This window comes from Corallincola holothuriorum, from assembly GCF_003336225.1.
Lineage (GTDB): Bacteria > Pseudomonadota > Gammaproteobacteria > Enterobacterales > Neiellaceae > Corallincola > Corallincola holothuriorum.
In genome coordinates this window covers 264350-277054 of record NZ_QPID01000002.1, presented here as the reverse complement: position 1 = coordinate 277054, position 12705 = coordinate 264350, and the positions used below count along the sequence as shown (strand labels likewise).

At 46.4% G+C, this 12705-nt stretch carries 8 protein-coding genes; 2 read left to right on the top strand and 6 right to left on the bottom strand.

Annotation, left to right across the window (positions count from 1 at the left end):
• Positions 1–18: 18 nt before the first annotated feature.
• The gene (locus DU002_RS04170; protein ID WP_114337104.1) at positions 19–3174 is read left to right on the top strand and encodes an Ig-like domain-containing protein; all 3156 of its coding nucleotides are present in this window, start codon (positions 19–21) and stop codon (positions 3172–3174) included.
• A gap of 396 nt (positions 3175–3570) precedes the next feature.
• Positions 3571–6180 carry a M64 family metallopeptidase gene (locus DU002_RS04165; protein WP_114337103.1) on the top strand — a complete coding sequence of 870 codons (2610 nt, stop codon included), beginning with the start codon at positions 3571–3573 and terminating at the stop codon, positions 6178–6180.
• 196 nt (positions 6181–6376) lie between these two features.
• Here DU002_RS04165 and DU002_RS04160 read toward each other — a convergent pair whose 3' ends face one another.
• The 6 genes from DU002_RS04160 to DU002_RS04135 all read right to left on the bottom strand — a co-directional run bounded on the left by DU002_RS04160 (position 6377) and on the right by DU002_RS04135 (position 12645).
• Positions 6377–7324 carry a DUF4097 family beta strand repeat-containing protein gene (locus tag DU002_RS04160; protein ID WP_114337102.1) on the bottom strand — a complete coding sequence of 316 codons (948 nt, stop codon included), beginning with the start codon at positions 7322–7324 and terminating at the stop codon, positions 6377–6379.
• Between the two features lie 38 nt (positions 7325–7362).
• Positions 7363–7848 carry a hypothetical protein gene (locus DU002_RS04155; protein WP_114337101.1) on the bottom strand — a complete coding sequence of 162 codons (486 nt, stop codon included), beginning with the start codon at positions 7846–7848 and terminating at the stop codon, positions 7363–7365.
• A complete protein-coding gene (locus DU002_RS04150) occupies positions 7841–8353 on the bottom strand; it encodes an RNA polymerase sigma factor (RefSeq protein WP_114337100.1) in 513 nt (170 codons plus the stop codon). The genes DU002_RS04155 and DU002_RS04150 overlap by 8 nt, the downstream gene beginning before the upstream one ends.
• Positions 8354–8731: 378 nt before the next feature.
• Positions 8732–10630, bottom strand: coding sequence for an acyltransferase family protein (locus DU002_RS04145; RefSeq protein ID WP_114337099.1), 1899 nt, complete (start codon positions 10628–10630; stop codon positions 8732–8734).
• Positions 10631–11444: 814 nt separating this feature from the next.
• The gene (locus tag DU002_RS04140) at positions 11445–11687 is read right to left on the bottom strand and encodes a hypothetical protein (RefSeq protein WP_147271764.1); all 243 of its coding nucleotides are present in this window, start codon (positions 11685–11687) and stop codon (positions 11445–11447) included.
• Positions 11688–11736: 49 nt separating this feature from the next.
• On the bottom strand, positions 11737–12645 hold the full coding sequence (locus DU002_RS04135; RefSeq protein WP_114337097.1) for an ABC transporter ATP-binding protein: 909 nt from the start codon (positions 12643–12645) through the stop codon (positions 11737–11739).
• Positions 12646–12705 lie beyond the last annotated feature (60 nt).

The following is a 12705-nucleotide window of genomic DNA, read 5'->3' as shown; positions in this document are numbered from 1 at the left end:
ACCTTTAATAAGGGATTTATGAAGTACTTAAAGCAAGGACTGCTCTTATCTGCAGTATTATCTACGTCACTCGTCACCACACATATCGCCAACGCCCTTTCTCCCGCCGAGGAAGAGCCTAGACCACTGACTCTAATAGAAAAATCTGTTTGGGGATCGGCTAGCTACTCGCGAGTTCAAGCCATCGAAGGCAATATTTATACCGGCTCACAGTCTACTATTGATGTATTAGCTTATTCCGATACAAATGAATTTACGCTAGTAGATCAGCTAACAACAGCCGCACACGGTGTAGATTGGTTGTTAAACGAGGCCAACTCTGAATATGTTTTCCGCCTTCAAAGTAATGATAGCGCGGGTATTACACTCGCCACATATACACAAAGTGATCTGGCCGATGGAGATGACGAGCAGTTAGCACTCGATACCTATGCCATCACCCAAACACTGAGTAAATCGGGTGCCATCATCAAAGATGGTTATATCTATTTCAATGCCGGTGACAATGGACTTTATATCTTTGACGTCCGCGATCCCCTCAATATTGAACAGGTCAATCTGGCCGCTATCGTCGAGTTCAACGACCAGATGGTCGTATCGGGAAACACGCTGTATATCTTTCCAGAGTATACGGATGGCAACTCTACGCTGGTTACCACATACGATATAAGTGATAAGCAAAGGTTAGTAAAAACAGATGAAATCACGGTGGAGGGCATTAGCTTTGCACGGGAGTACACGACCGATGAAAACAACCTATATCTGTCGACCTATAACAAGCTCTTTGCAATTCATTTTGATGATCATGATGTAGACCTCATCGCCACAGATTATAGCGAGGTTTACTATTTAACCGCTGCAAATGGATATCTCTATCGCGGCACTAATCATTACACCGGCCTTATTGAAGTGTATGACACCCAAAGCGGCACCCCCGTGCATGTCACGACCATACCTGGCACTCAGAGCTTTGCCAGCGATGCAGTGATCGCGGATAACAACCTCTACATAGCGACAGAGACGGGCGTTTATACCTATGACTTGACCGATCCAGAACAACCATCAGCCATCGGTTCATTCAGCCAATCCGGTAGAGTGGGTAAAGTGATCAAACAGGATGACTCACTTCTCCTTGCACACGACCGAGGAGGGTTGAAATCTCTGCCACTGACCGAGGATATGAAGATAGATGATACCGCGGTCGATTTTATTAACACAGAAGCTGCTTATACTGTCGTGACTGAGGGTAACCTCGTATACACGGCCAATGAAAATGGCAAAATGGAAAGTTGGGACGCAACAAATCCTACAAGCCTCGTATTAATCAGTGACGTTCAAACCATAGGTAGCGGCGTTCTACAAAGCCTGATTGATGGTGACGACCTGATCCTAGGGACAAATGGTGGTATTACCCTAATAGACAAATCTGCGTCAGGACTAATGCAAAATGTACGCAGTATTCAACTGCAAATAATCGATAATTCAAATGCGTATATTTACGACATGCTACTGCACGAAGAAATACTATATCTGGCAACCACGGTTGGCCTGCAGCTCGTTGATTTAAACGACAAACAAGCACCAACGCTCATAGGAATTGTTAATCCAACAGGTGAAATCACACAGGATCGAGACAATACCTATTCTGATGCAGTCCGAGGGCTAACGATACAAAATGGCAAACTCTATAGCGCCGGCAGCGGTGTATATGAAGGGGTCCTAGAGTGGGATATCAGCATTCCTGGCAGCCCCAAGTCTACCCTGGCCTATCCTGATCACTTTGGCGTTTACTCGTTAGCCAGCTTTGAAGATAGCTTTCTGCTAACGCTGAATGGGAACGGTGAAATTGAGGTATTTGAATTGGATAACCTCGCTGGCGATCCTGTCACAACGCTACAAACCACTGCATATGAATACGATGCAGGGCTGACATTGTTTGACAATATGTTAGTTGCCGACAGCGCTGGCGGCGGACAAGTCACCACCATCGAAATTAACAAAGCACCAACCATTGTTGAATCAACCCTTCAAGCAACGGAAGACACCGTACTCAATGGCTCTTTCAGCGTAGAAAATGAAGTAGACGAAGAGGTCTCTTTTGAACTCTATGGTAGTGCCGTTGAAGGTGTATTTAGCGTCGATGAATCAGGAGATTATCAATTCACTCCTGCAGCCAACTCAACAACAGCAGGTCTGGTTACCGTCCAAGTGGTTGATGTTCATGGTGGAAGTAGCCTTAAACAAATCGCTATTGAAGTGGCCGCGGTGAATGACGCACCAATCGTTGAAGACGAGTCTGCCAGCACCATTCAGGGACGACCGGTATCGGGACAATTCGTCGCCAGCGATATCGAAGGATCTGTTCTAAGCTACGACGTCACCTTGCAGCCAGCGCAAGGCGTATTAACCGTCAATGCACAGGGGAGTTATACCTACACGCCAAACACCACTGCCGTTATCGGTGTCGACAGCGCTGAAGTAACGGTTACAGATGCAGAAGGCGCAGCATCAATCATTACCTTAGCGATACAAGTAAACCTCAACACGCCACCGACGGTTGAAAATGCTGCAACAAATACAATTCAAGGGCGTTCTGTTTCTGGGACTTTAACTGCCAGCGATGTTGAGGGATCGACATTAAGCTATGAAGTCACAACGCAGCCATTACAAGGCACATTAACAGTCAATACCCAAGGCAGTTACGATTACACACCAAACGATGCGACGTTTGTCGGAAGCGATACCGCTGAAGTCACGGTCACGGACACAGAAGGTGCATCCTCGGTGGTAGAAGTGACCATCCAGGTTGTAGAAAACACACCGCCAAGCATCGCTCCGGTGAGTGCCAGCGGCACACAAGACAAGCCCCTCACCTATACCATTACAGCCAGTGACGCAGATACCGATACTCTCACCTACTCTGTCTCTCGCCCACCAGCCAATGGCACAGTGGTACTTAATCAGGACGGTAGCTTTACCTACCAACCAAATGAGGACTATGTCGGGACGGATAGCTTTGAAGTAACAGTAACCGACCCCAACGGAGCTGAAGCCAAAGCCGACGTCAGCGTAGATTTGGCGGAAGCATCTAGCGGCGGTGGGGGGGGTTCATTCGGGCTAATTACTCTGATTGCACTTGCACTGCTTGGGTGGCGCCGACGGCTTGCAGCGTAACTAATGTAGATAAACGAAGGCTTCCAAAAGGAAGCCTTTTTAATATGGACACGCTTTACTCATAAGCGCTCCTCCCCAGACAACTCTTCCGTCATTGTACTCCGTGTTGCCAACGTCAATAGTACCTTCTCGAAATAGACCAAACGAAAACGGGCTGAGCACGTATAACGCGATTCATGTTTTAGCCTCAGATTAATTTGCGCCGTGACTGTAGAACTTTGTAGATGAGCTGATTTCTCACGCCAATTGTAGACTCACCAAGACCAGTTAGCGTACTCGCTAATTTATTAATAAAACCAAAGCAAATTTAGACAAAGCTTTATATAAAACAATAACTTAACCTCTCAACGAGAATGCATTAACATCGCGATTACAACACCAAAACCAAGATCCATCATGTCGATAAAAAGAATACTGTTATCTCTTACTCTTTGTTTTATGAGTCTCACCACCTCTCTCTCCGCTTCTGCTCAAAGCCGCCACATCACCCTTGAGCTTTTTAATAAGCAGGCAGGTGTACAGCAACGAACCAATGCGCCAATCAGCAGCCGAACCATTGACAATAAGGTGAGTGACGCGACGCCACGAACCAGCAGTCAATTGACCAATGAGGAATCTCAGTTGCTCGTTGTCGCGGTAAATAAAAGTGGCGACGCACTGTCTGAAACCGTCATTCAAAATCCATTGCGCAAAAACGTGGAATCATTCAATCCAGACACGGGGGAAATAGAACACGCCCAAGTCGTTGAACTCCCCAAAGGCGTTGTTGATATCACCTTGCCTGAATCTGCAGATATCGAGCAGTTGATCATCTATCAACAAAGCGAAGGTAAGCTGGTTGAGATCGACCGGATCACCGTGGGAAAGTCCACCATTAAGGCACAGAGCCGTGTGGCAGCGATGAGCGATGATGTATTTCCGGTGCTGTATAACGGCGATTCAGACAACCGTTCTGATCTTGTCATTGTCGCCGACGGCTATACCGCCAGCGAGCAAGGTAAATTTGAACAGGACGTTCAGCGGGTTGTTGAAGGCTACTTTAAAGAAGTGCCCTATAACGAATACAAGAAGTTTTATAACGTCTGGGGCGTAAAAGCGGTGAGCGCCGTGTCCGGTGCAGGCGTCAATGGCCAGCAGATCAATAACGCTTTTGGTGGCCATTTTGGCTGCTACGGTATTGATCGACTGCTGTGTGTCGATGAATCTAAGGTTCAGAGCTACGTGCGCGCGCGTATGGATACCAATGCACGTGACCAGATTTTGGTGGTCGTCAATACCACCAAGTATGGCGGTGCTGGCGGCACCGTGGCCACCATGTCTCTGGCCAGTGCCGCGATTGATCTGGCCTTGCACGAAATTGGTCACTCATACGGTGGTCTGGCTGACGAATACGACTACGGCACTTGTTACGGCGGCGAGCCTAGCGAGCCAAACTCAACTTCCCGTCGTGGTCAGAAATGGGATTATTGGAGCGATATCAGCAGAGTCGATTGGTTTGAAGGCTCAAGCTACTGTGCCACCGGGAAATATCGCCCCACCAACAACTCGATGATGCGCTCGCTTGGTCAGCCATTTGAAGAGATTAACAACGAAGTTTTGGTTCTAAAGACTTATCAATACGCCGATGCCATTGATAGCTTCAGCCCCACAAAAACCTCTTTGTCTGCGCATGGCAGTCAACAGTTCGAGCTTGAAACCATTGACCCCGCGCTGAGTACACAACAGATAACCTGGTACGTGGATGGCAGTGAGGTGGCAAACGGTAGCCAGTTTACGTTATCAAAAAATAACTATAGCGATGGCAGCTATCTAGTCAAAGCGGTTGTGCAAGACAGCACCAACCGCGTACGCCGCGACCCAAGTAACCTGTTGAGTGACTCGATCAGCTGGACGGTCACACTCAGTGGTGACGACACACAGTGCCCAGAGCTTACCGATGCCCCTAGCGGTTTAACCGCAACGCAAATAACGACAAACGCTTTCACTGCATCATGGGAGCCATTGGCAGATGCCAAGCAATATCAAATTGACCTGTTCAGCAACGATGTATGGGAAAGTTTCAGTACCGCAGCAACCAGCTATCAATTCACCGGCCTCACTGAAGGCAGCGACGCTCAGGTGCGTATCAAAGCCAGCAACGACTGCAGTAGCACAGGTTTCAGTGCCGCTGTCGCGGTTAAACTGGACGACAGTCAAGGTTGCGACGTTCCCCAAGTGGTTGGCCAATTGGCGATCAGAGCCGTCACTGAAACCTCTTTCAATGTCAGCTGGGACGCAACGCAGAGCAGCAGTTCATACCTGATTCAGTTATGGGATGAAGGCGCGAAGAAGTGGGTTGATCACGGCACCACCCAAGCCACCGAGCTGACAATCACCAATCTGCCTTCAGGCACCACCCAGTATGTTCAAGTCATTGCGCTCAATGCCTGTGGCGATCAAGCGAGTCCGTCTGCTTGGGTAACCATCGAGCTGTTAACCGATACTCAACCCTGTGAGGCGCTAGCCGCCCCAGAAAAACCTTGGGCAACCGATATCACAGCCACAGGATTTACTGGTCAATGGAACGCGCTGGCTGGCGCTGCGTCCTACGAACTGCAACTATGGGATGAAGCCAACCGCCGTTGGTACGCTTACACCACCACCACAGACAATCAGGTGCAGGTCACCGGACAATCAGGTACCAGCTACTTCTTAATCAGAGGGGTCAATGCCTGCGGTGAGCCTGGTGAGTATTCACCATGGACAGAAGTCAAACTGACCTCTCAGTGTACTTCTGCGCCAGCGGCTCCCAGCATGGCAGTTCAGGGAGGCACAGTCTCGTGGACTAAGATCTCTGACGCCACCAGCTATGAGCTAAAGCGATGGACAGGCAGTGCCTGGGTTGATTACATGGAAACAGCCGCAACATCGCTGCAGGTCACCGCTTCAACCCCCACTTACTTGATCGTTCGAGCCACCAACAGTTGCGGAAAGAGTGGATACAGTAACTGGGTAAAAGCCCGCTAATCTATACCTCACTCAGTCTTCCCTAAGGCATTAAAAAAAGGCTGATATACCAAGGTATATCGGCCTTTTTTATGGGAACCAAATACTAGCAAAACATTAAAAAGGGCCTAGATAGGCCCTTCATGGATCTGGCTTTAATCTGGCGAGGACGAGCGGTCTACCTTGCACCATGATTAGTCGTGCTAGTTTGACTGGCTCATAGCTTTTTCAGCGTCAAGTCACCGTTAACAGAAGTAAACTCGATCTTACCTGCGCCAGCACCCAGCTTGGTTGTGAGGCTGCTACCTGAGCCATACTCTTCTTCAATCGCACGGTCATCGCTTATTTGGTTGTCTATATCCCCTCCCGCCACGGCACTGGCACGCACTCGGGCGCTGGTATTGGCGGGTAAATACAGGTCAGCATCCCCATTGACTGTAGCTATGGTCACTTCAGGCGCTTCACCGTTGCGAATTTTGGCTTCGACATCACCATTGACGACATTCATGAAAATTTGTTGCGCCTGCTGAATATCCGCAGTGATATCGCCGCTGACCGCTTCAAACTTGACGCTTGTGGCCTGGGTATCTGATTCAATATCACCGCTGACCACTTGCAGCGCCAGTTTGCCAGCAGACTGCTTATCTTCAATATCACCGCTTACGGTGGTTAGACTAATGTCACCGTCACAACGCATGCAGGTGAGATCTCCACTCACGGATTCAATCTTCAGTTCACCCATCACTTGAGTGGCTACCACATCCCCGCTGACGGTGTTGATCCGGCTGCGGTTAGTAAAGCCACTAATATCGACATCAAATGAAGTACCAGCAATAGACAACACACTGCCTTTGGGAAGCGATATTGTAAGTACCGAGCCGGGGTCGTTAACGCTGTACTCGCCAGACTTCGATTGCTTGATGACAAACGTGGTCACGCCATTTTCTGATGCAAAATCATAGCCATCAGCCTTCGGATCGATCGTGCCCGAAATAACCACTTTGTTATCGTCGCTGGCGCGTATCTCGGCCTTGCCAGCAGGCACCACTATTTCAATTTTTTCATTGCCAGTGACCTCTCGCTCGATACTGATTGGCTCGGCGCAGACCGACCAAGCAAACAGGCTGGTGACTGCGATCGCTAGCCATTGGTGAGTCAGTTTCATTGTTGTTCTCCCTCTATTCCGTCGATCTGCCCTGTCGTTTAAGCAGTAAATCGAATCAATGTGTTTAGTAACTGGATCTGCTTGTTATTCAAGTCTCGCAACATGCTCAAAAGCTTCTGGTTGTCGGGCTGCAGCGTCAGGGCTTTCTGAAGATCTTGCTCTGCGCTGTCCATCAGTATCAACTCCGTTTGCCAAGGGGAGATATCCAAACCCACGGCAGCAATGGTTTTCAGCAACGCGTTCTTTTGCAGGCTGAAGTTAGCCACAATTTGCTCTGCCGCCGTGCGCTCGATATTGATGACGATTTCAATATCAGGATCATCGCTGGGCTTAAACATAAAATTCCAGCTACTAAAGGTCAGCAAAGCCAAGGCCGCCACACCCAGCCAGCGACGCTTTTCCGCAGGGGTCACTTCCGTCTCTGGGTCAACCAACTGGTCTTCAATATCAGGCCATAGATCCCGTTGTGGTTGCTGTTCTGTTGGCAACTGCGCCAGCAGTGCATCAAGTTGTTTATCATTCATCTTTTAACCACTCCTTGAGCAACTGTCTTGCTCGATGGAACTGGGCTTTGCTACTACCTTCTGCGATCTCAAGCATTTCTCCGACTTGTCGATGGCCAAATCCTTCAATGGCGTACAAAACGAATACCGAACGGGCTTGAGCAGGCAGTCGTTGGATCGCTTGATCTAATGCCAATGTCAGGTGGTTTTGTGGGTCATTGCCACGGTTGAATTCGCCTTCGTGCAATTCACCGACTAAGTGCCAGTTTTTGTGTTTGCGGCAATGATCGCTGATCCGAGCCGTCGCGATGCTGTAGAGCCAGGTACTGAATTTACTTTCGCCACGAAAGTGAGCCAGCTGTTTCCATGCGCTGATAAACACCTCTTGCGTTACGTCTTCCGCTTGTGAGCGATTACCCAGCATACGCAACGCCAGCGCATACACACGCCCGACATTGTCGTCATATAGCGCTTTAAATGCTGCCTTATCGCCATGTTGAGCTTGCTGAACCAATGGCTCTCTCAAAGCTGTCCCTTCGTTGCGTAGATTATGTTTCTGCTGGGTTAGTCGTTACAGATGATGAAAAGGTTTAAATCGTTTTCTGTTTTTTCTCAAAAATTTTCTTATATAAGAAGAGAATTTAGGCGGGTAGATCTCTCTTCGTCACAAAATAAGCATGGCGGACGCAGCGATCGACACCATGGTAGCTAGGCGTATCAGCCACTGAAACCCACTCTGAGGGGGTGATTCATCACAGATTCCTTGATCTTTATCGCTCAAAAGCGACGCAGACAATATCTCGGTCTTGCTTCGATAAATTCCTCAAATTGACGGCTGTAAGGCTTCCCGCGGGAAGCCTTACTATTTTTTCTAAAAAATTACTCACAAGGAAAAATAGGTTAACTAATAGCTAATTAATGCCTTTTCAATAATTAAAGCCAATCTATTTGCGCCTTCTGTAGATAAATGATTCGAGTCGAAATACAATGGCTTCCCATTGTAGTCACCATAACATTTATCATTACTACACAGTACTTCCTTAGGATCTACAAATACAACTCGATCACAAGATTCAGCAACAGACTTATAGATTTCTTCCGTTAACTCATTCTGCCTTCTGTATTCTTCAATAGATATAAAAACTCTTCCTCCCTCATCTCTAAACAAGCTGTTTTTAGCCATTTCTTTAGGCACTGAAAAGTCAAATACTGGAGTATCTTTAACTATAATGACAGGGTTATCACGTGACAATTCACATATTGTATTTATATAACTTTCCCCCATCATCTTTTTATATTCATCACGGCTTCCATTAAATGATTGCTCTGTATATTCGTTGGGGTTCTCACTGTCAAAAATAACATTCAGCCAATTATGTACTACGATTGGAGTGTTGGGAGGGATCTTCCTAAATGCCTTTTCTAGCCAATCCCCACAAGAATCATATCTAATTCCATTCTTTATATAAAAGATCCCCTTAATTGTTCTACAACTTGACAATGTCCAATCTAATGTTTTGTTAGGTATCATACTTGCGATATTTGGCACTAGGCTTTGTGCATGACTATCACCGATTACAATAGCCCCGACTTCACCCGTACCATATTCACACTGCCTTGACTCTTCACCATAACCAGCTAAACACTCATTCCTTCGAAAATTTATGTCCATCTGACCAAGCGAAGAAACTGTAACAGAAGAATTATAATGCCAAGCAAACCCGTTTGTTAAGAATGTCCCTCCTCCTAACAAACCCGTGAACACAAAAAAATAAATAGGTTTGCATTTTAAGTACTGAACAGGGCTACCAAAGTCATTTCTAAACTTTATATTTTCAATGTATTTACTACTGATAAAACCAATAAACACTGATAATAAAACACCTAGATATATGAAAATTTCATTTAAAGAAAAATAATAAATAGCGACAACAAGAGGCCAATGCCATAGATAAATAGAGTATGACCATTTCCCTAGTTTTTGAAAAATAATATTACCCGTAACAACACTATCATCTCTTTGTGCCTGAATTATTAGAAATGCTCCAAAAACAGGAAATAGAGCTAAATATCCAGGCCATAAGTTTTCTTTTGAAATGAGAATGTAAGATAAAACAATCAGTGCCAAACCTAACCATTCAAACAACTTCTTTCTATTATTTTCTAGTTTGAGCGGATAAAGGTAAGCAACGCCACCAAGCATCATCTCCCAGGCTCTGGTTGGCAGAAGGTAGTACGCTGGATCAGGCCATTTATAAGTAGCTACAATACAAAACAGAACCCCTAATGCGGTTGCAATCAAAACTGTAACTTTCATAACCTTTAAAGACATAAACTTTCGCATAGCGACAAGCACTAACGGATAGATCATGTAAAACTGCCACTCAGCTGACAAAGACCAGGTATGCAATAGCCATTTTTCGTGGGAAGCAGCATCAAAGTAACCTGACTCCCTCCAATATGTAATATTGGATAAAAAACCCATGCTACTCCCTACGTGCTTACCTAATTCTTTGTAATCTAGTGGAGTAAGATAGAACCAACCAAACACTAACAATACTAAACAAAGAACAGCTAATGCAGGTATTATCCTGTTTGCCCTTGAAACATAAAACTTCAAAATAGAAAAGCTATCTTTCTCTATCCCTCGAAAAATTATCCCTGTCATTAAAAAGCCAGAAATAACAAAAAACACGTCCACACCAGCAAAACCACCGGGCATCCAACTTTCATCAAAATGAAATAGTACAACAGCGATTACTGCTATGGCTCTTAAACCATTTATATCTTTTCTAAATTGCAAAACACCACACCAACCAAATAAACCAATTGTACGTATTTTATACTAACCATGTAGTAAGGCAAGGATATGTCATACAATGAAGAATAATAATCTTTTTGTGTTTTTAAATGTTATGTCAGCGACAAGATTTAAATTAGCATTTCCAAATACACCGGTGATTGAACCTAGTTAAACCAAATATTTGTCTCACTAACAATAATTGGTTAGCAATCTTTAATTCTCGCCAAGCTAAGAATAGCTTAGCAGGTGCTTATGTTATTCTTCGTATTGCAATAGTCGGATTTAGCGGTACCGGTGCATGACACTCCAGAGTACAACTTGTAACATACGGGCTTCTATGAGTATTACCTCGCTCATATTCGGGTGACGCTCAACGGAGAGCTGAACACTCAAGCGACGATTTTCGGTATTTATATTGGCGATTACACAGCTAGAATCGTCCCCATTGAATTAACCGTAGCCATTAAGAATGGGGGGCGTTCTCCACTAATTTCCATCACCTTAGCCTTGAGCAGATGTGACGAAAAGTTTGGCGGTTTGAAGTAGCACCTGAAACTCATATTTCTCCACATAGTCGTCAAAGACAGCTACGCCTTCAAAAACTGAAATTTCAAATGGCTCTAAGCGATCAAAGGCCTACTCTATCATTGCTTTTTCTCGGTATTCACTTTAGGAGCAGAACACCAGAAAAACCATAATCAAGGTGACGAATGCGGGTACAAATTTCATAGATACTTAACGCCGCTAGCACTGGTAACGGCGTCTTAGTTCGTTGTTGCAAAAGAGCGCAGCGACGAGTCCGTGACTTGCATTGTTATACAGCTTTGGCATTGAACACTATCAATTCAGGTTCCTGCTGCTCGGCAAGGAAATCAGAGAAATGCACGTGCTCACAGTCAGAACCATGCTTATCAATATCTGCTGCCACTCCCTCCAGGAACTTCTCTAGCTGTCGAAGCTCGGTTGGTTCAGAAACAAGAGTAACTTCCTTGAGACTTTGAGGTGATTCTTGGCAAGGGTGACGGAGCATCGGGGTAATACGGTCCTTCAAAAACAAAAAAGCTTCCCAGAGGAAGCTTTTCACAGACAGAAGTGATGAACTCTGTTTAGCCGTTCACAACTTGGGGCTCATCTTTGGTTGCGGTCGCTAGTTTAAGCTCTGGCTTAGCCGCTTGTTCTGACTTTGCCTGTTCGGCCTCATCGGCGCTAGGTGTATCCATTGGCACATCAGGCTTGGCATGTCGCTCATGGAGGAAGCGCAGCACTTCCGCACGATAGTGGTTGTAAGTCGGATCATCAGCCAGCGCCAAACGCTCACGAGGGCGTGGCAGATCGATATCGAGGATCTGACCTACCGTCGCTTCAGGGCCATTGGTCATCATCACAATACGGTCTGACAGCAATACCGCCTCATCCACGTCGTGGGTGATCATAATGACGGTGTTGTTGAGTTCGTTCTGGATCTCCATCAGCGAGTCTTGCAAATGGGCGCGAGTTAGCGCGTCCAGTGCACCAAACGGCTCATCCATCAGCAACACTTTTGGCTGCATTGCCAGCGCGCGGGCAATACCGACACGTTGCTTCATTCCGCCGGAGATCTCATCCGGACGCTTGTGCATAGCGTGGTCCATGTGCACCAGTTTCAAATGATGCTCGATCCAGTCACGCATCTCCGCTTTGCTCATGGTTTTTTTAAAAACGGTCTTAACCGCCAGTTCAACATTTTGGTAAGCGGTGAGCCAAGGTAATAGTGAGTGGTTCTGGAACACGACTGCACGCTCGGGGCCGGGTTCATCAACCTCTTTGCCGTCCAAAATGACGCCGCCATCGGTGGCCTGATAAAGGCCTGCGACAATATTCAATACGGTCGATTTACCGCAACCGGAGTGACCAATCAGGGAGATAAACTCGCCTTTGTTAATTTTCAAATCAACCGAGTCCAACGCCTTAAATGGGCCGTTGGGCGTGGGGAACTCAATCGATACCCCTTCAATGCTTAAGTATGAGCTGCTCATCATTCTGTTCCTCAATAAAAGTGGCACTTCCGTGTGCCGCCATCGTCCCTGAGGGGGCTT

Coding starts and splice junctions, on each gene's coding strand:
- DU002_RS04170 (WP_114337104.1), top strand. CDS start 19: ATGAAGTACTTAAAGCAAGGACTGCTCTTATCTGCAGTATTATCTACG.
- DU002_RS04165 (WP_114337103.1), top strand. CDS start 3,571: ATGTCGATAAAAAGAATACTGTTATCTCTTACTCTTTGTTTTATGAGT.
- DU002_RS04160 (WP_114337102.1), bottom strand. CDS start 7,324: ATGAAACTGACTCACCAATGGCTAGCGATCGCAGTCACCAGCCTGTTT.
- DU002_RS04155 (WP_114337101.1), bottom strand. CDS start 7,848: ATGAATGATAAACAACTTGATGCACTGCTGGCGCAGTTGCCAACAGAA.
- DU002_RS04135 (WP_114337097.1), bottom strand. CDS start 12,645: ATGAGCAGCTCATACTTAAGCATTGAAGGGGTATCGATTGAGTTCCCC.